Raw genomic sequence first — 21,711 nt, forward strand, 5'->3', positions numbered from 1 at the left:
CGGGCCGCCGTTGCCGTTGCTGTAGTTGAGCGTCAGTCCGTCTCGTCCGGGAAGGCGTTGGCCACCTTGCCGCTGCGCAGGCTGCCGTCGAGATACGCCGACCGGCAGGCCCGGCGGCCGATCTTGCCGCTCGACGTCCGCGGGATGGCCCCGGCGGGCGTGAGCAGCACGTCGCGCACGGTCACGCCGTGCCGCACCGCGATCGCGGCGCGGATGTCGTCGGCGATCGGTCCCATCTCGAGCTTGTGCGCGCCGGGCGCCCGCTCGCCGACGATCACCAGCTGCTCGGACGTGTCGTTGGGGTCCCGCTTGAGCCCGGAGTGGGCGTCGGCGAACACCTCGTCGGGCAGCTGGTTGGCCGGCACGGAGAACGCCGCGACGAACCCGGTGCGCAGCGCCTTGGTGGCCTCCTGGGCGGAGTACTCCAGGTCCTGCGGGTAGTGGTTGCGGCCGTCGATGATCACCAGGTCCTTGGTGCGGCCGGTGATGAACAGCTCACCGTCGTGGTAGGCGCCGAGGTCGCCGGTCCGGACCCAGGTGGCGTCGTCGGCGGCGCCTTCGGCGTGCGACGGTTCGGTGCGCGACTTGAGGATGTTGTGGAAAGTGGCGGCGGTTTCGTCGGGCTTGCCCCAGTAGCCGGTGCCCATGTTCTGGCCGCTGATCCACACTTCACCGATCTGACCGTCGGGCAGCTCGGTGGCACTGTCGGCGTCGACGATGACCGCCCACTCCGCGACGCCGATCTTGCCGGCGCCGGCCTGTGCGACCGCCTTGGGCGAATCCGCCGGCACCTCGACGAAGCGGTGGCTGTTGAGCTCGTCGCGGTCGACGTGGATGATCCGCGGCTCGGCGTTCATCGGGGTGGTCGACACGAACAGCGTGGCCTCGGCCAGGCCGTAGGACGGCTTGATCGCCTGCGGCTTGAACCCGAACGGGCTGAACGCCTCGTTGAACCGGTTCACCGTGGCCGCCGAGATCGGCTCGCTGCCGTTGAGGATGCACTTGATGTTGGACATGTCCAGCGGCTCTTCGCCGTCCTTGGGCACGCCGCGCGCCGCCGCGTGGTCGAACGCGAAGTTCGGCGCCACCGAGATGGTGCCACCGGTGTCGCCCTCTTTGCGCGCCATCTCGCGGATCCACCGGCCGGGGCGGCGGACGAATGCGGCGGGCGTCATGAACGTGATGTAGTGCCCGAGCATCGGGGACAGCAGCACCGTGATGAGGCCCATGTCGTGGAAGAACGGCAGCCACGAGACGCCGCGGTCGCCCTCCTGGCCGTCGAGCGCCTCGATCACCTGCACGACGTTGGTGGCGAGATTGAGGTGGGTGATCTGCACGCCGGTCGGGATGCGGGTCGAACCCGACGTGTACTGCAGGTAGGCGATCGTGTCGTGCGTGACCTCGACCGGTTCCCACGTCGCGCCGACCTCGTCGGGCACGGCGTCGACGGCGATCACGCGCGGGCGCTGATTGGCCGGGCGGGTGCGGAAGAACTTGCGGACGCCCTCGGCGGCCGCCGTCGTGGTCAGGATCGCCGTCGGGTGGCAGTCGTCGAGCACGGCGTGCAGGCGGCCCACATGGCCGGGCTCGTTCGGATCGAACAGGGGCACCGCGATGCGGCCGGCGTACAGGGTTCCGAAGAAGGCGACGAGATAGTCGAGGTTCTGCGGGCACAGGATCGCGACCCGGTCACCGGGCTGGGTCACCTGCTGCAGGCGGGCGCCGACGGCCTTGTTGCGCGCACCGAAGTCGGCCCAGTGCAGGTCGCGGTTGACGCCGTCGCGTTCGGTCGAGAAGTCGACGAACCGGTAGGCGAGCTTGTCTCCACGAACCTTCGCCCATCGTTCGACGTGCTTGACCAGGTTCCCGTTGTCGGGGAACTTGATCAGTCCGTCCTTGATGAACGGGTTATGGAAGGCCATCTCAACTCCAATCACATGGGATAGATCCCAAGCCCCGAAGATCGTACCGGGGCAACGGCTCCCCGCCCTTCAGCCGCGTCGAACGCTCTTAGATTTCCCTTAATGTTAGGGGACGGCCACACGCGGGCCAAATCCCCTCGGTCACGTGTCAGCCATGTTTCGGACGCGGAGCGTTATCGATCAGGCCCTGCGCCCAGTTCAGCGTCCACGCGGTGGCCGGTTGGCCGTCGATGTTCCAGAACTGCGGGGTGGCATACAGCGCGTGCACCGGCTGGCCCGCGCCGCCGCTGAGCACCTCGATCGTCCTGGGCAGCTGGGTGATGTTGAACGCCGACGTCGGCGCCGCGCAGATCAGGTCACCGCGCGCGCAGATCTCGTTGGTGCGGTCGTTGAGCGCCCCGAAACCACCCGGCCGCGGGCCTGTCATCGTCAGACCCAGCGCCGAGAGCGTCGGCACCTCGTGCAGCGTGATCTCCGCGCCCTGACCGTCCGGGTTGGGACCGATGTCCTGCCCGACGCCGTCCTGCCTGCGGCCGTCGGCCACCAGCGTCACCCCGAGCACCAGGTCCTGGTCGACGGGGCCGCGCCCGTTGCCGATGTCGCTGGCGATGTCACCGGCGATCACCGCGCCCTGGGAGAACCCGACCAGCACGTAGCTGGTCAGCGGGCAGCGGTTGTTCATGTCGGTCATCGCCTGCACCGCGGCCCGGGTGCCTTCCGCGCGGCTGTCGTTGTACGACATCTGCGTGTCCGCCGAGAGCGGATTGTGGAACTGCGCGGTGTAGGGAACCGTGAACACCTCGACGCGGTCGGTGCCGAACTGGGCCCGGATCGGGTTCGTGACGTTGAGCAGCAGCGCCGCCGGGAACTGCATCGGGTTGAGCGGATCCAGCACCGGCGAGGACTCCCAGGTGCCCGGGATCGAGATCAGCTGCACGTCCGGGCAGCTGGCGTCCTGGAACTCCGGACGCGGCTTACTCGGCGATGACGGCGCCCCGGTCGGCGGCACGGCCGAGGGCGGAACCGCCGTCGGCGGGCTCTCGGGCCGGCGCAGCACGACGATGACGACCGCCACGATCAGGACGACGACGAGGCCGACCGCCCCGGCGGCGAACAGCGCCAGCAGGCGGTGGCGTTTCCGCCGATTGGTCTTGGCCATGGATTCTTCAGGCTCCTAGCAGAGTCGGTCTGTCGCGATGCGAATGTAGTCGGCGGTCTCGTCGTGGAGTTCACTCGCCGAGGGCTTGCCCGTGTGGCCGTCGGAGCGCGGATCGCTGGCGTCGTTGCGCACCAGCGGCGCGACGAACTCCCAGACCGCCTGATCGGGCTGCTTGGCCGCGCGCGCCTGGCAGACGTAGGAGCCGATGCTCAGCGCCGACAGATCGCTGGTGGGCCGCACCCCTTCCGAGCGGAGTGCGTCGAGATAGGCACGCTGGCGCGGCGTCACCATCAGCGCGTTGGACTGCCCGCCCGGCGCAGGGGGCCCGGGCGGCTGCGCCCCGGCCTGTCCGTGCGTCGGCGCCGGCTCGATCTCGGAGTTCATCCCCGAGATCACGTCGTCGCCGGCCGAGCATCCGGTCAGCCACGCCGACGAGGCGACGAGCAGGCACACTCCTGCTGCTCCCGCTCGCGCGGACCGTGACCCGTGTTGCACGTCCTCCAAGGTACCGGGGGCAACAGCGGGTGCCCGGGACCTACCGGATGGTCGTGACCAGCTCGCCGGACATGGCGGCCAACTGCCCGCTCCACGTGCCCCAGTCGTGATTGCCCGAGGTCGGGAAGTCGAAGTGGCCGTTGCCGCCGCCGATCGAGCGGTAGTGCTGGTAGAAGGTGCGATTGCTGCCCTGGGCCTGGTCGCAGTAGCCGATCATCGCCGGCACGTCGGTGCACGTCGTGGTCGACGGGCTGAAGACCCATAGCCGGGTGTTGTTGTCCACCAGCAACTGTGCGTGCACGTCCGGGTCGTGCCACTTCCAGCGGCCCAGCTGTGGCAGACCCCACATGTTCCGGGTGTCCACGCCGCCGAACTGTGCCAGCCCGGCGGTGATGGCGCCGTTCATGTAGGTGTTGGACGGGGTCAGGAAGCCCGACAGGGAGCCGGCGAACCGGTAGCGGTCGGGATGGAAGGTCGCCATCGTCAGCGCGCCGGTGCCGCCCATCGAAGCCCCGACGATGCCGTGCCCACCGGGGGCCAGCCCCTTGTTGGCGGCCAGCCAGTTCGGCAGCTCGTCAGCCAGGAAGGTCTCCCACTGCTTGGAGCCGTCCTGCTCCCAGTTGGTGTACATGCTCCACGCGCCACCGGCCGGGGCGACCACCGAGATGCCCTTGCCGGCCAGGGTGTTCATCGCATTGCCGGCGGTCACCCAGTTGCTGACATCGGGCGCGCCGTTGAACGCGTCGAGGAGCACCACCGCGTGCGGGCCGCCGCCCTGGAACGCGACCGGGATCGCGCGACCCATCGCCGCCGAGGGCACCATCAGCATCTCGACGCCCTGCGCGTGGCCGGTGCCCGCCCCTCCGGCGAAGACTGCCGCCGCAGCCAGCACCGTCGCCATGATTGTCCGGATCAGCGCACGCATCGACCCCCACCTCTCCTATCGCCCGACCGCAACGTAGTGAACCACATCACCCCGACGCGGCGGGGCGCAAGCGACTGACGGCGGTGACCCGTGGGGGGTCACCGCCGTCAGAATCGGTCTCGCTGGGCGCAGGCTCAGCCGGCCGGAGCGGGCGCCGGAGCGTCCGCCGGGGCGGCCGGAGCCGAAGGCTGCGGCACCGCGCCGAGCACCCGCTGGACGTCGGGCTTCATCTGCTGGAGCTGCTGGCCCCAGTAGCCCCAGTCGTGGGCACCGGAGGACGGGAAGTTGAAGACCCCGTTGGTGCCGCCGGCCTTGAGGTACTCCTCTTGGAAGGTCCGGTTGGTGCGGATCGTGAGGCCCTCGAGGAACTTGGCGGGCAGGTTGTTGCCGCCCAGCTCCGACGGCTTGCCGTTGCCGCAGTAGATCCAGATGCGGGTGTTGTTGGCAACGAGCTTGCCGATGTTGACCAGCGGGTCGTTGCGCTTCCACGCGCTGTTGGGGTCCTCGGTGGGGCCCCACATGTCGTTGGCCTTGTAGCCGCCGGCGTCACCCATGGAGATGTTGACCAGCGCCGGCCACCAGCCCTCGGAGAGGTTCAGGAAGCCCGACAGCGAACCGGCGTACTGGAACTGCTGCGGGTGGTAGATCGCCAGCGTCAGCGCGGCCGATCCCGCCATCGACAGGCCGACGGCCGCATTGCGGTTGGGGTTCACACCCTTGTTGGCGGCGAGGTAGGCGGGGAGCTCCTGGGTGAGGAAGGTCTCCCACTTGTAGGTGGAGCAGCCGGCCTTGCCGCATGCCGGCTTGTACCAGTCGCTGTAGAAGCTGGACTGGCCACCCACCGGCATGATCGTGGCCAGACCGGAGTCCAGGTACCACTCGAATGCCTGGGTGTTGATGTCCCAGCCGTTGAAGTCGTCCTGCGCACGCAGGCCGTCGAGCAGATAGAGGCCGGGCGCGTTCGGCCCGCCGCTCTGGAACTGGACCTTGATGTCGCGGCCCATACCGGCCGACGGCACCATCAGGTATTCCACCGGCAGACCCGGACGGGAGAAAGCTCCCGCCGTCGCGGAGCCGCCGACGGCCCCGATCACGGCCGGCAACACGGCGGCCACCAGGGCCGCGATCGTGAGCCGGCGCGCATTGGCGCGCAGCCTTGCAACGAACTTCATGCTTGTTTCTGTCCCATCTGTTTCGTACAGCAGCAACGAGCCGCCGATCCCCGACCCGGCATCGTGCCCGTGTAGTCAACCACACCTTTGTGGTCATCTCTTCTCGCCGCGAGCCTCGCCCGCGGTCCCCGTCACATGCCTTATCCGACGGACGTGTCCGCTACGTTACGAAAGCAGAAAACCCTCCGCCTGGCCAAATCCGGTACAGATTCCGATCAGTCACGGCCCCGTCGGGGGCAGCCCGGTGTACGGCGGATCGACCGACTCGGGGACCGGAAGGCCGCACCGCGCAAGCTCGTACAGCGGCACCCTGTCGATGCGGTAGCGGGTGTACTCCGCGGCGTGCATCACGTTCGACAGAAAGCGCCGGACACTCATCGGCGCGCGGATCGCGTCGAGCACCTTGTCGGTCTCGGGACACTTCAGCGCGGCCTCGGCCTGCCGGATCCAGTCCTCGTCCAGATACTGCGGAATCCACGGCGGTTCCTTGAGGAACGGCCCCTCGGCCACCGCCCAGTCGGGGAACAGGTTCTTGTCGTGACCGATCCGGCCGTCGGTGAGCCGCGCGGTGTGCGCGGCCAGCGGGTTCGCCAGCCCGATCTGATCGATCACCCGCACGTCCAGCCCGACGTTCATGCCGAGCATGCCGAGGTTGGTGAAGAACACCGTGTGCGGGCCGACGTACCCGCCGACGGCAGCGGCGCGCACGTCCGGCGGCGGAGGCAGCGCCGGCACCACGTCCCACCGGTCGTAGTCGCCCGACGGCAGCAGCAACGCCCCGTCAGGGGTGTTCTCGATGGCGGTGAGCACCGCCCGCATCCGCGGATAGTCCAGATAGTCGGCCGCGGTCAACGGGTGCGCGTGACCGGTCGCCTGGGAGTAGAACCGGCGCTCGTCGACGATGCCGCTGTAGGTGACGCGGGTGGCGTCGGCGCCCATCCCCGGCGAATTGGCCGCCCACAGCGCCCATCCCGCCACGGCCAGCCACAGCACCGCGGTGGCCCCGGCGTAGAGGTACCCGGCGCCGCGCGCCATCCGGGACCGGTCCGGCAGCATCAGCGGGATCACCGCCACCGGGGCCAGCAGGCAGAACAGCGGGGTCAGCAACACCCGGCCGTGCATGAAATCGCCGCCCTGCCGGATCCAGTACACCGCCTGCAGCAGACCGGAGATCAGCATGAACGCCACGACCGCGGGCGGGCTCTGCACCGTGCGGGCGATCCAGCCGGACTCCTTCCGGGCGCCCCGGTCGCCCCAGGAGGGTCGCCCGCGCAGCAACAGCACCATCAGGCCGAGCCCGATCAGCAGGACCGCGGGCGCCCACAGCAGGTACGGCTGATTGAAGTTGGCGAGATAGACCAGACCCTGGTCCCACTTGGCGCCGGACGCGTCCTTGGCCAGCGCGGTGCCGGGCACCAGCAGCCCGTAGTAGCCCATCCGGAAGATCTGGTAGGCCACCGGGATCAGGCCGCCCACGACGACGAGCGCCAGCCGCCGGCGCCATGTGGGCGCCGCGACGAGCATCATCACCAACGCGAGGCCGCCGATCAGCGCGAGCTCGGGGCGCACCAGCACCGACATCCCGGCGACCACCGCCAGCGCCGCGTCGAATCCGCGTGAGGTGCGTTCGCCGTCGGGCCGGCGCAGGCCCTGCGACCAGCACACCATCATCCACCACAGCAGGCCCAGATAGGCCAGCACCAAACCGTTTTCGAGGCCGGAGGTGGCGAAGTCGCGCGCCGGCGGGATCGCGATGTAGACCAGGGCGCCCGCGGGCAGGAAGACCGCGCGCCGCCCGGTCAGGCCGGGGGCGTACAGCCGGGCGGTGCCGAACATCACCAGCACCACACCGAGCACGCTGAGGGTCAGCGCGAGCACCAGCGCGACGTACTCGAGCCGGGCCGAGCCCGCCACGAATCCGCCGAGGGTGACCAGGTAGGACCACACCGTCGAGGTGTTCGCCTCCACCCGCTCGCCGGCGTTGAACACCGGGCCGTTGCCCGCCAACAGGTTTCGCACCGTGCGGAGCACGATCAGGCCGTCGTCGGCGATCCAGCGGCGCTGCCAGGCGCCCCAGCCGAACAGCGCGGCCACCGTCACCACGCTCACCCACAGGCTGATCCGCACCCACACGTGATACGGGAAGGCGGGCCACCGGTTCAGCCGGGTGGCCGCCGCCTCCGTGAACGGGCGGCTCAGCCGGTCAGCTGAGGAAGATTGCGGCACCGACGGTTCCGATCCACGCCACCGCGAGCAGCTGCAGCACCCGGTCCTTCAACGCGATCTCCTCGGGCTCGCCGGCGAGGCCGCCGTCGACGTCGACCGCGTAGCGCAGGATCGCGATCACGAACGGCACCATCGACACCACGAACCAGGAGGTGTCGCCCATGGCGTCGCGTTCGAAGGCCCACAGCCCGTAGCAGAGCACCAGCGCGGTCGCCGAGAGCGTCCACACGAAGCGCAGGTACGAGCTGGTGTAGCTCTCCAGGGATTTGCGGATCTTGGCGCCGGTCCGTTCGGCCAGTTGCAGTTCGGCGTAGCGCTTGCCGGCCGCCATGAACAGCGAGCCGAACGCCATCATCAACAGGAACCATTGCGACAGCGGCACATTGGCGGCGACGCCACCGGCGATCGCCCGGATCAGGAAGCCCGACGACACGATGCAGATGTCGATGACGGCCTGGTGCTTGAGGCCGAAGCAGTAGGCCAGCTGGATGCCGATGTAGACCGCCATCACCAGCGCCAGGTTCGGGGTGACCATCCACGAGATCGCCAGGGACGCAACGCCGAGCACCACGGCCAGCGTGTAGGCCAGCCACTCGGGCACCACCCCGGCGGCGATCGGCCGGAAGCGCTTGGTGGGATGTGCCCGGTCGGCCTCCACGTCGCGGGCGTCGTTGACCAGGTACACCGACGACGCCGCCAAGCTGAACACGACGAACGCGATCGACACCCGGATGAGGACGTCGCGGTAGTCGTAGGCGTAGCGGTCGTCGCCGAGGGCGGCCAGCGGCGCCGCGAACACCAGGACGTTCTTGACCCACTGACGCGGGCGCAGCGCCTTGACGAGACCGGCGGGAAGGCTCTTGGGCGGCCCGGCCGACGACGAGCCCGTCTGCTGACCCACCTGGGATGCGCTCATCGTGTCGCTCCTTCGACCCCGTCGGCCACCCTGCCGACCACGTTGGCAACGATCGCCCCGACGGCCACCCCGGTGAGCACGTCGCTGGGGTAGTGCACACCGAGCACCATGCGCGACAACGCCATCGGGGGCACCAGCAGCGCCGGCAGCGGCAGCCCGGTGGGCCGGGCCAGCAGCACGGCCGCCGCGGTGGTGGACGTCGCGTGCGCCGACGGGAAGCTCAGCCGGCTCGGGGTGCCGACGTTGACCGCGATGGCCGGATGGTGCGGGCGTTCGCGGCGCACCATCCGTTTGATGATCACCGCGGCGGCGTGGGCGGCGAACGCGCCCACCCCGGCGGTCAGGTACTCGCGGCGCCGGGCCGGCGCCAGCCAGGCTCCGAGCGCGGCGACGGCGAGCCAGCCCAGACTGTGCTCGCCGAAGTGCGACAGCGCGCGGGCCAGCGGCAGCACGCCGGGCCGGTCGGCCACCGCCGACTGCACGGACACCAACACGGCGTCCTCGCCGCGCGGCGTGTCAGGCATGGGAACTCTCGAGCAAGACGGTCTCCCACTTCTGCGTGCTCGTCAGCATCGGCAGCGCGGCGCGGTACGTCTTGCGCATCCGGTTGAACTTGCGGGCGAGCAGCGCCTGGCGCTTCAGCGACTCGCGCAGCAGCTCGAACATCTTGTCGCGGTCACGCTGGCGGTAGACCACGCCGCGTCCGTCGGCGGTGGTCACCGTGACACCGTCGACGTTGCACAGCGAGAACCAGCGGGCGTCCTGGGTCGCGACGTTGACCTGCGGGCGGCGGTGGTGCTCGGGATCGTGCGCCTTGAGCTGATGCACGACGCCGCGGCCCAGGCGCAGCGAGATGGACAGCGGGTTGGTGGGGATCTCCACCTTCTTGCGCCAGCGCTTGTCCGACGGCGTCGGCAGCGTGGTGGCGCTGGGCAGCACGACGGCGTCGGGGTACTGCGCGCGCATCGCGCGCACGTCGGGCAGCGACGACTCCAGGATCGAGAACAGGTTCTCGGGCCCGGCGAGGAAGTCGTCCATCGCCTTGTTCTGGATCGCGACCGTCGAATACTCAAGGCAGAGAAGGTGTTTCAGGGTGGCCTTGAGGTGGCTGCGAAGCAGTCCCTTGACGTTGCCGTCCCAGTGCAGCGCCGCCACGATCAGTCGGTTGCGCAGGTGGAAGTACGCCTGCCAGTCGATCGCGTCGTCCTTGTCGCTCCAGGCCATGTGCCAGATCGCCGCGCCCGGCAACGTCACCGTGGGATAGCCGTGCTCGCCGGCCCGCAGACCGTAGTCGGCGTCGTCCCACTTGATGAACAGCGGCAGCGGCTGACCGAGCTCCTCGGCCACCTGCCGCGGGATCATGCACATCCACCAGCCGTTGTAGTCGACGTCGATGCGGCGGTGCAGCAGCCGGCTGCGGTACTCGTCCTCGTCGTTGAGCGGGTACTTGGCGAAGTTGTGGTCGTACTCGGTGTTGACCGCCCCGGTCCACATGAAGTTCTCCGAGTCGACCATCTCGCCCATCACGTGAAGATGGCTCGGCTCCTGCAGGTTGAGCATCTGGCCGCCGACGAGCGTGGGCACCTTGGCGAAGCGGTTCATCGCCAGGGCCCGCAGGATCGAGTCCGGCTCGATGCGGATGTCGTCGTCCATGAACAGGATCTGTTCGCAGTCGGTGTTCTTCAGCGCCTCGTACATCACCCGGCTGTAGCCGCCGGAGCCGCCGAGGTTCGGCTGGTCGTGCACCGAGAGCCGGTTGCCCAGCGCCGCGGCGGCGGCGTCGAAGCCCGGATGGTCCTTGGCCTTCTGGGTGCCCTGGTCGGAGACGATCACCGCGCTGATCACCTCGTCGACCAACGGGTCGGAGGTCAGGGCGGCCAGTGCGTTGACGCAGTCCGAGGGCCGGTTGAACGTCGGGATCCCCACGGCGACGTTGGCGCGTCCCGGGGCGGGGATCGGGGCGTACCAGCCGGCGTGGTGCAGCGTCGAACGGGCGTCGGTGGTGATGTCGAACCAGATCCAGCCGCCGTCCTCGAACGGGGTCAGGTCGACCTCGAACTCCAGCACGGCCGGCTCGTCGCCGGTGCTGGCGATCGGTGCCCCGCCGACGGTGATCCGGGCGCCGGTGGCCTTGGAGCGGTAGACGTCGACGCGGGCGCTGCCGGTGAGCTCCACCCGCAGCACGACGCTCTCCAGGATCGACCAGCGCCGCCAGTAGCTGGCCGGGAACGCGTTGAAGTAGGTCGCGAACGACACCTCCGACTCCGCGCCGATCTCCAGCGTGGTGCGGGTGGGGGCGTGGGCGCGCCGGGCGTTGGTCTCGGATTCGGAGATGTAGAGCTGGCGGACGTCGAGCGGTTCACCCGGCCGCGGCAGGATGATGCGGGCCAGGGGGCTCACCGCCTGTGACTGCCCGGCCTCGAGCGCGCCGGACGGGATGTCACTCATATCAATTGCTTTCTGTGTCGGGGTCGACCAGCGGCGCACCGTCGCTAAGGTGCGGAGCCAGCGTGTTGTCGTACATGTTCAGCGCGCTGGCGATCGCCATGTGCATGTCGAGGTACTGGTAGGTGCCGAGCCGGCCGCCGAACAGCACCTTCGCCGCGGCCGTCTCGGCCCTGGCGCGCGTCCGGTAGGTCGCCAGCAGGGCGCGGTCGGACTCGGTGTTGATCGGGTAGTACGGCTCGTCGTCGTCGGCGGCGAAGCGGGAGTACTCCCGCATGATGACGGTCTTGTCGTCCGGATAGGACCGCTCCGGGTGGAAATGCCGGAACTCGTGGATGCGGGTGAACGGCACATCGGCGTCGTTGTAGTTCATGACGGGCGTGCCCTGGAAGTCTCCCGTCGGCAGGACCTCGAGTTCGAAGTCCAGCGTGCGCCAGCCCAGCCGGCCCTCGGCGTAGTCGAAGTAGCGGTCCAGCGGGCCGGTGTAGACCACCGGCGCATCGGGGTTGGCCGCCCGCAGTTCGTCGCGGACGTCGAACCAGTCGGTGTCCAGACGCACCTCGATGCGCTCGTCGGCGGCCATGTTCTGCAGCCACGCGGTGTACCCGTCGACGGGCAGGCCCTCGTAGGTGTCGTTGAAGTAGCGGTTGTCGAAGGTGTAGCGGACCGGCAGCCGGCTGATGGTCGAGGCGGGCAGCTCCTTGGGATCGGTCTGCCACTGCTTGGCCGTGTAGTCCTTGACGAACGCCTCGTAGAGCGGGCGGCCGATCAGCGAGATCGCCTTCTCCTCGAGGTTCTGAGCCTCGGCGGTGTCGATTTCGGCCGACTGGTCGGCGATCAGCGCGCGCGCCTCGTCGGGGGTGAAGTACCGCCCGAAGAACTGGCTGACCAGGCCCAACCCCATCGGGAACTGATAGGCCTGGCCGTTGTGCAGTGCGAAGACGCGGTGCTGGTAGCCGGTGAACTCGGTGAACTGCCGCACGTAGTCCCACACCCGCTGGTTGCTGGTGTGGAACAGGTGCGCGCCGTAGCGGTGCACCTCTATGCCGGTCTGCGGTTCCGGTTCGGAGTAGGCGTTGCCGCCCAGGTGTGAGCGCCGCTCGAGGACCAGCACCCGCTTGTTCAGCTGGGTGGCCACCCGTTCGGCGATCGTCAGACCGAAGAACCCGGAGCCGACGACGTAGAGGTCGAAAGGACCGGTCGACGGGCGGGAATCAGAGGAGAACATCGGCAGCAAGGGTATCCGACGGCAGGTGCCGACCCCGAGTTGGCGCAGCGGCGCAGGTCGCGATTAGCTCACGATTCCATATCGTCACTCTAGTCTCACCAGTCACATCAGTACCATCAAACGCGTACGACCTATATCCGCGCTCTACCGCCTGTAGTCCATGTATTGAGGAGACTTCCGTGCCGAACCGACGTCGCCGCCGGCTCTCGACAGCCCTGAGCACAGTCGCCGCTCTGGCCGTCGCGGGTCCCGTTGCAGTTGTCGCCGCCTCCCAGCTGACCGGCCCGTCCCAGGAGCCGCAGCACCGCGAGTTCCGGCAGGCCGCCACCATCACCGACCTCCCCGGCGAACTGATCAACGCCCTGTCGCAGGGTCTTTCGCAGTTCGGGATCAATCTGCCGCCGTTGCCGACCGGCCTGCTCACCGGGACCGGCGCGTCGTCGCCGACCACCCTGTCCCCCGGCCTGGGTGCCACCGGCCTGGGCGGCACCGGTCTGGGCACGCCGTCGCTGACCGACCCCGGCCTGGCCAACCCCGCGCTGACCAGCCCCGTCGGCGCGACCCCGTCGCTCACCGACCCGGCGCTGACGGCCCCCGGCCTGACCACGCCGAGCCTCACCACGCCCGGGCTGACCACACCCAGCCTCACCACGCCCGGCCTGACCACCCCGAGCCTGACCACCCCGAGCCTCACCACGCCCGGCCTGACCACCCCGAGCCTCACCACGCCGGGCCTCAGCACGCCGGCCGCGCTGACCGACCCGGTCCTGGGTGCCGCGCCGATCTCGACGGCCGGGCTGCCGGCCGCCGGTGAGGTGCCGATCTCGGCGCCGGTCGGCCTGGATCCCGCGCTGGGCGCCTACCCGATCCTCGGCGATCCGTCGCTCGCCGCCACCCAGCCGGTGGCGTCCAGCAGCGGCGGACTGCTCGGCGATCTGACCAGTGCGGCCAACTCACTGGGCGCCGGTGAGGCCATCGACCTGCTAAAGGGTGTGCTGATGCCCGCGATCATGTCGGCGGTCAAGCCGCCTGCCGCGGCAGCCGCCGCCGCACCTGCTGCGGCGGCCGACGCCGCGGGCGCCGCTGCGGCTCCGGTGCAAGCCGGCCTCGGCGCCGCCGAAGCGGCGGTGGAATCCGGCGCCTGACCCAATCCACCCACGACGACGGCACCGCAGACGCCCAGCGCTGTGCGGTGCCGTCGGCGCGCGTTCCGCGCGTGTCGGAACACCAGTAACACCTGACGCATACGTAACATCAGTCCGTGCTGTGTCGTCGCCGGAGGTCGACGCTGATCGCCGCGCTCGCGGGGACGGTGTTGCTGATGGCGCTGCTCGTGCGCGGCATCGCCGTCGCGCCGGGCCCCGGTCCGTCGCCCGCCATCGCCGCGCCGCAGGTCGTGTCGCAGCCGCTCGCCGCGCTCGGCGGCGGTGAGACCATCCGGGAGATCCACCAGGACACCCCGTTCTCGATGGTCGCGCTGACCTCCGGTGATCTGACCGGTACCACCGCGCGGGTGCGGGCGAAGAAGCCCGACGGCTCGTGGGGTCCGTGGTACGACGCCGAGACGCTCGAGGGCGTCGGCCCCACCGGTAACAGTGCTCCGCGCGGCACCGAGCCGCTCTTCGTCGGACGCACCACCACCGTGCAGATCGCGGTCACCCGGCCTCCCGACGCCCCGACCACCGGGCCCTCCACCCCGGCACCCGGGACACGGCCCGCGCTGGGCTACATGCCCGCCACCGTCGAACAGCCCTTCGGCGAGAACATCAACGCCGTGCTGATCAGCCCGCCGGAGACGCCGGCCGACCTCGCTCCGCTGCCCAACGCGGCCACCCCGCCGGGCCAGCCACCGCACATCATCAACCGCGCCGAGTGGGGCGCCGACGAATCGATGCGCTGCGGAGAACCGCGCTACGACACCAGGATCCAGGCCGCCGTTGTGCACCACTCCGCGGGCAGCAACGACTACACGCCGCAGGATTCGGCGGGGATCGTCCGGTCGATCTACGAGTACCACACCCGCACGCTGGGCTGGTGCGACATCGCGTACAACGCCCTGGTGGACAAGTACGGCCAGGTGTTCGAGGGCCGGGCCGGCGGGATGACCCGGCCCGTCGAGGGCTCCCACACCGGCGGGTTCAACCACAACACGTGGGGGGTGGCGATGCTCGGTAACTTCACCGACGTCCCCCCGACCCCGATCCAACTGCGCACCACCGCAAGACTTCTCGGCTGGGTACTGGGTCAGGCCGGCGTCGACCCCCGCGGCACGGTGGTGCTGCCGTCCGAAGGCGGGTCGTTCACGAAGTTCCCGTTCGGCTCGTCGCCCACCCTGCCGACGATCTTCACCCACCGCGACGTCGGCAACACCGAGTGCCCTGGCAACGCGGCCTACGCGGTGATGGACCAGATCCGCGACATCGCAGCGCGATTCAACGATCCGCCCGGGCCCGAGCAGCTCGCCGAACAGCTGCGCGGCGGTGCGATCTTCGCCAAATGGGACTCGCTGGGCGGGATGAACAGCTATCTGGGCAAGCCCACCTCGCCCGAGGCATCGGGCGCGGGCTCGGCGCGGTACGTCACGTTCGAACGCGGTGCGGTGTACTGGTCTCCGGAGAGCGGCGCCGAACCCGTCACCGGTGAGCTGTACAAGGCCTGGGGCGCACTGGGATTCGAGCGCGGTGCGCTCGGACTGCCGACCAGCTCCGAGATCGCCGAGCCACTGTGGATCGTGCAGAACTTCCAGCACGGCACGCTCAACTTCGACCGCGAGAAGGGCACGGTCACCCGGGTGGTCGACGGTGTCCCCGTGGAACTGCCGCACCAGACCGACGGCCCCGCTCCGGTTCAGCTCGAACGCTTCACCCCGCCGATCAACCCGGCCTGAGCGCCCCTAGCCCCACCACCGCTCGAGGACGCGGGCCACGCCGTCCTCGGCATTGGTCGCCGTCACCTCGTCGGCCGCGGCCACCGCCTCCGGATGCGCGTTGCCCATCGCCACGCCCAGTCCCGCCCAGGCGAGCATCGGCACGTCGTTGGGCATGTCCCCGAACGTCACCACCTGGGCCACGTCGATCTCCAGCGGCCGGATCAGTTCCTCGATGCCGGTGGCCTTGCTCACGCCGAGCGGCACGATCTCGATCAGCCCGTTGTTCGTCGAATAGGTGATGTCCCCCGCGAGGCCGACGTGCGCGGCCAGGGCGGCGGCCATGTCCGCACTGCGCGCGCCGGCCTTGCGGATCAGCAGCTTAACCGCGGGTGCGCTGAGCAGGTCCTCGACCGACACCTCGGTGTTGTCCGGATTCAGCCAGGCGTGCTCGTAGCCCGGGGAACTGACGAACTGCGGGGTGGCGGCGTCGTGCGCGCTGGCGCCCACCCGCTCCACCGCGAGACCCGCGCCCGGGATCACCCGCCCGGCGATCTCGGCGAGCTCCCCGAGGGCTTCGATCGACAGCGTGCGGGCGCTGACGATGCGGTCGACCGCGGGGTCGTAGATGACCGCGCCGTTGGCGCACACCGCCATCGGGGCGAAGCCGAGCTGGTCGACGACCGGGGTCACCCAGCGCGGTGGCCGGCCGGTGGCGAGGACGAACCGGGCGCCGGAGTCGACGACGGCGTGCACCGCCGCGCGGGTGCGCGGGCTGACGGTCTCGTCGTCGTCGAGCAGCGTTCCGTCGACGTCGGTCGCGACGAGTTCCGGTGTCATGACTCGCCCCGTCTGCGCGCCCGCTCGGCGAGCTCGGCCTCGTCGAGCAGCCGGGCCTGCGCCGGCGTGGGCGCGGTGCCGCCCAGCCGCCGCGGCAGCCACGGCGCTCCCGGCGGTTGCGGATAGCCCTGCTGGGTCTCGTACAGCACGCTCGTCATCGCCTCCCGCATCGCGTGGCTCAACTCGTCGACGGTGCCGCGTGGCGGGATCGGCGCCCCGACCGCGACGGTGACCGGAATCTTCTTGCGGCCCAACGCCTTGGGCTGATCCTTGGTCCAGATGCGCTGAGCGCCCCAGACGATCAGCGGGACGATGGGCACGTCGGCCTCCAGCGCCATCCGCGCCGCACCCGTCTTGAACTCCTTGAGCTCGAAGCTGCGGCTGATGGTGGCCTCCGGGTAGACACCGACGATCTCGCCGTCGCGCAGCGCCTCGACGGCGCGGGCGTACGCGCCGGCTCCGGCCCTGCGGTCCACCGGAATTGTCTTGGTGTGCTTGATCAGATAGGCGACGGTCTTCACCTCGTTCATCTCGGCCTTGATCATGAAACGCATGCGCCGCTTCCGGTGCATGGCGGCCAGCGCCGCCGGCAACCAGTCGACATAGCCGGTGTGGTTGATCGCGATGACAGCGCCTCCGGAGGTGGGCAGATGCTCGAGCCCGTGAAAGGTGATCGTCGTTCCGGTGGCCCGTACCGCCAGCATCGCCACGATCTCGAGCGAGCGGAAGACCGGTTCCACGGCTTACCCCGGCGCCTCAGTGGACGGTCCGGCGCGGCGGGCGGCCTTGGCGGCCGCCTCGTCGGCATCCATCCGGTTTGCCTCGGCCAGCGTCGGCGCGCCACCGCCGAGACGATGCGGCACCCAGAACTCACCCGGCGGATACGGCCCGTAGGCGTCCTGCACCTCGGCGAGCAGATGCTGCATGCGTGAGTGCAGCAGCGCGGTCAGCTCCGCGGCGGGCAGCGTGGGCTCGATCGGCGCACCGACGGCGATGGAGATCGGCACCTTGGGCCGCCACATCTTCTTCGGGTGACCCTTGGTCCAGATCCGCTGGGCGCCCCACACGATGTGCGGAACGATCGGCACGTCGGCGGCGATCGCCATCCGGGCCGCGCCCGACTTGAAGTCCTTGATCTCGAAGCTGCGGCTGATCGTGGCCTCGGGATAGACGCCGACGAACTCGCCCTCTTTCAGCATCCGGACCGCCTCGGCGAATGACGCGGCCCCGCTGTCGCGGTCCACCTCGATGTGCCGCAGGCTGCGCATGATCGGGCCGGTGACCTTGTGGTCGAAGACCTCTTTCTTGGCCATGAACCGGACCTTGCGGCCCAGGTGCTGTTGGTAGGCCGGCAGCCCGGCGAAGGTGAAGTCGAAGTAGCTGGTGTGGTTGATCGCGATGACCGCGCCGCCGGTGCGCGGCAGGTTCTCGACGCCGGTGACGGTGAATCTCAGGCCCTGCGCGCGCCAGACCAGGCGGGCGAGCTGGATGACTGTGCCGTATACCGGTTCCACAGCCGCAAGCGTAGTGCGTGAGGGGGTGGCCACTGCCGTGAGTACGCCGAGCCGACCGCTTCCCGTGCCGAGGGTCGTCGCCGAGATCGCCGGCAACCGGCCGGTCAGCGCGGTCTGGGTCAACGAGCTCGGCGGAGTCACGTTCCGCGTCGGCGGGCCCGCCCCCGCGGAGTACGTCAAGACCTACCCCGACGCGGAGGCGCACCTGCTCGACGACGAGGTGGTGCGGCTGCGGTGGGCGCACCGGTACGCCACCGTGCCGGAGGTGCTCGACAACGGGCCGGGCTGGTTGCGCACCGCCGCGCTCCCGGGCCGCTCCGCGGTGGATCCGCGGTGGGCCGGGCGGCCCGAGACCGCGGCGCGGGCCATCGGCGCCGGCCTGCGCCGCCTGCACGACGCGCTGCCCGTCGCGGATTGCCCGTTCGGCCCGCCGTCCTGGGTCGGCGAACGCACCCCTGCACCGGACCTGCTCGTGGTGTGCCACGGCGATGCGTGCGCGCCCAACACGCTGATGGCCGACGACGGATCGTGTGCGGGCCACGTCGACCTCGGCGACCTCGGCGTCGCCGACCGGTGGGCCGACCTCGCGATCGCCACGATGTCGCTGGACTGGAACTTTCCGGAGGGCCGCTGGGAGACCGTGTTGCTCGACGCCTACGGGGTACGTGCGGACCCGGAACGCATCGCGTTCTACCGGCGCCGGTGGAACGACGAGCCCACGCCGCCGGGCTAAGCTGACAGGCGAGCAAGCAGCCAGTAGAGGGGTATTCGTGCAGGTCACCAGTGTCGGGCACGCCGGCTTCCGCATCGACACCGCCGCCGGGAGCATCCTGTGCGACCCGTGGGTCAACCCGGCCTACTTCGCGTCGTGGTTCCCGTTCCCCGACAACAGCGGTCTGGACTGGGCGGCGCTCGGCGACGTCGACTACCTGTACGTCTCGCACCTGCACAAGGACCACTTCGACCCCGCGAACCTGCGCGCCCACGTCAACAAGGACGCCGTGGTGCTGCTGCCCGACTTCCCGGTGCCCGACCTGCGCCGCGAACTGGAGAAGCTTGGCTTCCACCGCTTCTTCGAGACCACCGATTCTGTCAAGCACCGTGTCAGCGGGCCCAAGGGCGATCTCGACGTGATGATCATCGCGCTGCGGGCGCCTGCCGACGGCCCCATCGGCGACTCGGGCCTGGTGGTCGACGACGGTGAGACCGTCGCGTTCAACATGAACGACGCACGGCCGGTCGACCTCGACGTGCTCGCCGCCGACTTCGGGCAGATCGACGTGCACATGCTGCAGTACTCCGGCGCGATCTGGTACCCGATGGTCTACGACATGCCCGCCCGCGCCAAGGAGGCCTTCGGCGTCCAGAAGCGGCAGCGCCAGATGGACCGGTGCCGGCAGTACATCGCACAGGTCGGCGCCACCTGGGTGATCCCGTCGGCGGGCCCGCCCTGCTTCCTGGACCCGGAGCTGCGCGACCTCAACGACGACCACGGCGACCCGGCGAACATCTTCCCCGACCAGGTGGTGTTCCTCGACCAGATGGCCGCGCACGGCCACGACGGCGGCCTGCTCATGATTCCCGGCTCGACCGCCGATTTCACCGGCGCGCAACTGGATTCGCTGACCCATCCGGTCCCCGACGACGAGGTGCGGGCGATCTTCACCACCGGCAAGGCCGACTACATCGCCGCCTACGCCGAGCGGATGGCGCCCGTGCTGGCCGCCGAGAAGGCCTCGTGGGCGCCGGCGAGCGGGGAGCCGCTGCTCGAGCCGCTGCGGGAGTTGTTCGAGCCGGTGATGCTGGCCTCCGACCAGATCTGCGACGGCATCGGTTATCCGGTGGAGTTGCGCCTCGGTCCCGAAACGGTGGTGCTGGACTTCCCGAAACGCGCTGTGCGCGAACCGATCTCGGAGGAGAAATTCCGGTACGGCTTCGCGATCGCACCCGAGCTGGTCCGCACGGTGGTCCGCGACCGCGAACCCGACTGGGTCAACACCATCTTCCTGTCCACCCGGTTCCGGGCGTGGCGGGTGGGCGGCTACAACGAGTACCTCTACACCTTCTTCAAGTGCCTGACCGACGAGCGCATCGCCTACGCCGACGGCTGGTTCGCCGAGGCCCACGACGACAGTGCCTCGATCACGCTGGACGGCTGGGAGATCCAGCGCCGCTGCCCGCACCTGAAGGCCGACCTGTCGAAGTTCGGGGTGATCGAGGGCTCGACGCTCACCTGCAACCTGCACGGCTGGCAGTGGAATCTGACGAACGGCCGGTGCCTGACCACCCGGGGCCACGAGTTGCGGTCGGCGAAGCTGTGATGGCAGAACCGGAACCGACCGTGGGCATCTCGAACCTGTACTACGACGACGGGCTGATCCAGCTCGACCGGGAGGCGCTGACGTTGCGTCGCTACCACTTCCCGTCGGGCACGTCGAAGATCATCCCGCTGCGGGACATCCGCGGTTACCAGGTCGCCCCGCTGGGCCTGTTCCTGTCGCGGTTCCGGTTGTGGGGCACCGACTTCCGGCGCTGGCTGCCGCTGGACGTGAACCGGCCGCTGAAGTCCACCCTGGTCACCCTCGACGTCCGCGGCGCCTTCCCCGACCCGGCCTGCACCCCGGTGCATCCCCGCGAGTTCGTCGACGTCCTCGAACAGCTTCTGGACCGCCGCTAGCTCGGCGTCAGCACCTCGACCCCGACATAGGGCACCAGCGCCTGCGGCACCCGCACACTGCCGTCGGGCTGCTGATGGTTCTCCAGGATCGCGACCAGCCAGCGCGTGGTGGCCAGCGTCCCGTTCAGCGTCGCGGCCGTCTGCGGCTTGCCGTTCTCGTCGCGGTAGCGGACCGCCAGCCGGCGGGCCTGGAACGTCGTGCAATTCGACGTCGAGGTCAGCTCGCGGTAGGTCTGCTGGGTCGGCACCCAGGCCTCGCAGTCGAACTTGCGCGCCGCCGAGGAACCCAGGTCGCCGGCGGCGATGTCGATCACCCGGTAGGGCACCTCGATGTGGGCGAGCATCTGGCGCTGCCACCCGAGCAGCCGCTCGTGCTCGGCCTCGGCCTCGTCGGGCCGGCAGTAGACGAAGCCTTCGACCTTGTCGAACTGGTGCACCCGGATGATGCCGCGGGTGTCCTTTCCGTAGCTGCCTGCTTCGCGCCGGAAGCACGACGACCAGCCGGCGTAGCGGCGCGGGCCGCCGGACAGGTCGAGGATCTCGTCGGAGTGGAACCCGGCCAGCGGCACCTCCGAGGTGCCGACGAGGTACAGATCGTCCTCGGCGAGGTGATAGACCTCGTCGGCGTGGGCGCCGAGGAACCCGGTGCCCGCCATGATCTCCGGGCGCACCAGCACCGGCGGGACCACCAGCGTGAAGCCGTTCTCGGTGGCGGTGCGCACGGCGAGCTGGAACAGCGCGAGCTGCAGCAGCGCGCCGTACCCGGTGAGGAAGTAGAAGCGCGACCCCGAGACCTTGGCGCCGCGGTCCATGTCGATCAGCCCGAGGGATTCGCCGAGCTCGAGGTGGTCCTTCGGGTTCTCGATCACGGGCGGTTCGCCGACGGTGTCGAGCACGACGAACGCGTCCTCCCCGCCGGCGGGCACGCCGTCGATGATGACGTTCGAGATCGCCATGTGCGCTGCCGTGAAGGCGCGCTCGGCGTCGGTCTGCGCCACCTCGGCGGCCCGGACCCGTTCAGAGAGTTCCTTGGCCGCGGCCAGCAGCGCGGGGCGTTCCTCGGGCGAGGCCTTGCCGACGGCCCTACTGGCTGTCTTCTGCTCGGCGCGCAGGGTGTCACCCTCGGAGATCGCGGCCCGACGCGCCGCGTCGGCCTGCAGCAGGGAGTCGACGAGCGCGGGATCCTCGCCGCGGGCTCGCTGCGACGCGCGCACCGCGTCGGGGTCCTCTCGAAGCACCTTCAGGTCGATCACATCGGGCAACCCTACGGGCCGCGGCGTCAGCCGCATAACGTTACAGCTGCATCACTTGTCACAGGGCCTGACA

Annotated in this window: 19 protein-coding genes; 5 read left to right on the forward strand and 14 right to left on the reverse strand. The window is 69.8% G+C overall.

Annotated features, from left to right (window positions below; all coding sequences use genetic code 11):
- Window positions 1-32: 32 nt before the first annotated feature.
- The 10 genes from fadD32 to glf all read right to left on the reverse strand — a co-directional run bounded on the left by fadD32 (window position 33) and on the right by glf (window position 12,488).
- On the reverse strand, window positions 33-1,922 hold the full coding sequence (gene fadD32, locus MCHLDSM_RS23400; protein WP_048472224.1) for a long-chain-fatty-acid--AMP ligase FadD32: 1,890 nt from the start codon (window positions 1,920-1,922) through the stop codon (window positions 33-35).
- A 148-nt stretch (window positions 1,923-2,070) separates the two neighbouring features.
- Window positions 2,071-3,081, reverse strand: a complete 1,011-nt coding sequence (culp6, locus tag MCHLDSM_RS23405; protein ID WP_048472225.1) for a carboxylesterase Culp6 — start codon at window positions 3,079-3,081, stop codon at window positions 2,071-2,073.
- A 15-nt stretch (window positions 3,082-3,096) separates the two neighbouring features.
- A complete protein-coding gene (locus MCHLDSM_RS23410; protein ID WP_231507983.1) occupies window positions 3,097-3,534 on the reverse strand; it encodes a DUF732 domain-containing protein in 438 nt (145 codons plus the stop codon).
- An 82-nt stretch (window positions 3,535-3,616) separates the two neighbouring features.
- On the reverse strand, window positions 3,617-4,501 hold the full coding sequence (locus MCHLDSM_RS23415; RefSeq protein WP_048472226.1) for an esterase family protein: 885 nt from the start codon (window positions 4,499-4,501) through the stop codon (window positions 3,617-3,619).
- A 134-nt stretch (window positions 4,502-4,635) separates the two neighbouring features.
- On the reverse strand, window positions 4,636-5,673 hold the full coding sequence (locus tag MCHLDSM_RS23420; RefSeq protein WP_048472227.1) for an esterase family protein: 1,038 nt from the start codon (window positions 5,671-5,673) through the stop codon (window positions 4,636-4,638).
- A gap of 219 nt (window positions 5,674-5,892) precedes the next feature.
- Window positions 5,893-7,899, reverse strand: a complete 2,007-nt coding sequence (gene zomB, locus MCHLDSM_RS23425) for a terminal beta-(1->2)-arabinofuranosyltransferase (protein WP_082169048.1) — start codon at window positions 7,897-7,899, stop codon at window positions 5,893-5,895.
- Entirely contained in the window at window positions 7,877-8,815 is a 939-nt protein-coding gene (locus MCHLDSM_RS23430) for a decaprenyl-phosphate phosphoribosyltransferase (protein ID WP_048421601.1), read from the reverse strand. Before MCHLDSM_RS23430 ends, zomB begins: the two co-directional genes overlap by 23 nt.
- Window positions 8,812-9,339: a phosphatase PAP2 family protein gene (locus MCHLDSM_RS23435; RefSeq protein WP_048472228.1), complete on the reverse strand. Its 528-nt coding sequence runs from the start codon at window positions 9,337-9,339 to the stop codon at window positions 8,812-8,814. Before MCHLDSM_RS23435 ends, MCHLDSM_RS23430 begins: the two co-directional genes overlap by 4 nt.
- Complete coding sequence (locus tag MCHLDSM_RS23440; RefSeq protein WP_048472229.1) at window positions 9,332-11,263, reverse strand: glycosyltransferase; 1,932 nt, start codon at window positions 11,261-11,263, stop codon at window positions 9,332-9,334. The genes MCHLDSM_RS23435 and MCHLDSM_RS23440 overlap by 8 nt, the downstream gene beginning before the upstream one ends.
- Before the next feature lies 1 nt (window position 11,264).
- Window positions 11,265-12,488: a UDP-galactopyranose mutase gene (gene glf / locus MCHLDSM_RS23445; RefSeq protein ID WP_048472230.1), complete on the reverse strand. Its 1,224-nt coding sequence runs from the start codon at window positions 12,486-12,488 to the stop codon at window positions 11,265-11,267.
- 179 nt (window positions 12,489-12,667) lie between these two features.
- Here glf and MCHLDSM_RS23450 point away from each other — a divergent pair, with 179 nt between their 5' ends.
- Both MCHLDSM_RS23450 and MCHLDSM_RS23455 read left to right on the forward strand, forming a co-directional pair.
- A complete protein-coding gene (locus MCHLDSM_RS23450) occupies window positions 12,668-13,633 on the forward strand; it encodes an exported repetitive protein Erp (protein WP_048472231.1) in 966 nt (321 codons plus the stop codon).
- 116 nt (window positions 13,634-13,749) lie between these two features.
- Window positions 13,750-15,375, forward strand: coding sequence for an N-acetylmuramoyl-L-alanine amidase (locus MCHLDSM_RS23455; RefSeq protein ID WP_048472232.1), 1,626 nt, complete (start codon window positions 13,750-13,752; stop codon window positions 15,373-15,375).
- 6 nt (window positions 15,376-15,381) lie between these two features.
- Here the strand turns inward: MCHLDSM_RS23455 and MCHLDSM_RS23460 are convergent, their stop codons facing one another.
- From MCHLDSM_RS23460 to MCHLDSM_RS23470, 3 genes are read right to left on the reverse strand one after another with little or no spacing between them, the layout of a single operon-like run.
- Window positions 15,382-16,194, reverse strand: a complete 813-nt coding sequence (locus MCHLDSM_RS23460) for a Cof-type HAD-IIB family hydrolase (RefSeq protein ID WP_048472233.1) — start codon at window positions 16,192-16,194, stop codon at window positions 15,382-15,384.
- Entirely contained in the window at window positions 16,191-16,934 is a 744-nt protein-coding gene (locus MCHLDSM_RS23465) for a lysophospholipid acyltransferase family protein (protein ID WP_048472234.1), read from the reverse strand. The genes MCHLDSM_RS23460 and MCHLDSM_RS23465 overlap by 4 nt, the downstream gene beginning before the upstream one ends.
- Window positions 16,935-16,937: 3 nt before the next feature.
- Entirely contained in the window at window positions 16,938-17,708 is a 771-nt protein-coding gene (locus tag MCHLDSM_RS23470; RefSeq protein ID WP_048472235.1) for a lysophospholipid acyltransferase family protein, read from the reverse strand.
- Between the two features lie 37 nt (window positions 17,709-17,745).
- Here MCHLDSM_RS23470 and MCHLDSM_RS23475 point away from each other — a divergent pair, with 37 nt between their 5' ends.
- From MCHLDSM_RS23475 to MCHLDSM_RS23485, 3 genes are read left to right on the forward strand one after another with little or no spacing between them, the layout of a single operon-like run.
- Complete coding sequence (locus MCHLDSM_RS23475) at window positions 17,746-18,441, forward strand: aminoglycoside 3'-phosphotransferase (RefSeq protein WP_048472903.1); 696 nt, start codon at window positions 17,746-17,748, stop codon at window positions 18,439-18,441.
- A gap of 37 nt (window positions 18,442-18,478) precedes the next feature.
- Complete coding sequence (locus tag MCHLDSM_RS23480) at window positions 18,479-20,029, forward strand: Rieske 2Fe-2S domain-containing protein (RefSeq protein ID WP_048472236.1); 1,551 nt, start codon at window positions 18,479-18,481, stop codon at window positions 20,027-20,029.
- A complete protein-coding gene (locus MCHLDSM_RS23485) occupies window positions 20,029-20,385 on the forward strand; it encodes a hypothetical protein (protein ID WP_048472904.1) in 357 nt (118 codons plus the stop codon). The genes MCHLDSM_RS23480 and MCHLDSM_RS23485 overlap by 1 nt, the downstream gene beginning before the upstream one ends.
- Here the strand turns inward: MCHLDSM_RS23485 and serS are convergent.
- Window positions 20,382-21,638 (reverse strand): serine--tRNA ligase, encoded by a 1,257-nt coding sequence (gene serS, locus MCHLDSM_RS23490; RefSeq protein WP_048472237.1) that lies wholly within the window; start codon window positions 21,636-21,638, stop codon window positions 20,382-20,384. The two genes, MCHLDSM_RS23485 and serS, sit on opposite strands and share 4 nt — an antisense overlap.
- Window positions 21,639-21,711 lie beyond the last annotated feature (73 nt).

The organism is Mycolicibacterium chlorophenolicum (assembly GCF_001044235.1).
GTDB lineage: Bacteria > Actinomycetota > Actinomycetes > Mycobacteriales > Mycobacteriaceae > Mycobacterium > Mycobacterium chlorophenolicum.

What these genes read in the sequence shown, in the direction of transcription:
- MCHLDSM_RS23430 (WP_048421601.1), bottom strand. Translation starts at nt 8,815, where the DNA reads ATGAGCGCATCCCAGGTGGGTCAGCAGACGGGCTCGTCGTCGGCCGGG.
- glf (WP_048472230.1), bottom strand. Translation starts at nt 12,488, where the DNA reads ATGTTCTCCTCTGATTCCCGCCCGTCGACCGGTCCTTTCGACCTCTAC.
- MCHLDSM_RS23435 (WP_048472228.1), bottom strand. Translation starts at nt 9,339, where the DNA reads ATGCCTGACACGCCGCGCGGCGAGGACGCCGTGTTGGTGTCCGTGCAG.
- MCHLDSM_RS23440 (WP_048472229.1), bottom strand. Translation starts at nt 11,263, where the DNA reads ATGAGTGACATCCCGTCCGGCGCGCTCGAGGCCGGGCAGTCACAGGCG.
- fadD32 (WP_048472224.1), bottom strand. Translation starts at nt 1,922, where the DNA reads ATGGCCTTCCATAACCCGTTCATCAAGGACGGACTGATCAAGTTCCCC.
- MCHLDSM_RS23460 (WP_048472233.1), bottom strand. Translation starts at nt 16,194, where the DNA reads ATGACACCGGAACTCGTCGCGACCGACGTCGACGGAACGCTGCTCGAC.
- MCHLDSM_RS23485 (WP_048472904.1), top strand. Translation starts at nt 20,029, where the DNA reads ATGGCAGAACCGGAACCGACCGTGGGCATCTCGAACCTGTACTACGAC.
- MCHLDSM_RS23420 (WP_048472227.1), bottom strand. Translation starts at nt 5,673, where the DNA reads ATGAAGTTCGTTGCAAGGCTGCGCGCCAATGCGCGCCGGCTCACGATC.
- culp6 (WP_048472225.1), bottom strand. Translation starts at nt 3,081, where the DNA reads ATGGCCAAGACCAATCGGCGGAAACGCCACCGCCTGCTGGCGCTGTTC.
- MCHLDSM_RS23415 (WP_048472226.1), bottom strand. Translation starts at nt 4,501, where the DNA reads ATGCGTGCGCTGATCCGGACAATCATGGCGACGGTGCTGGCTGCGGCG.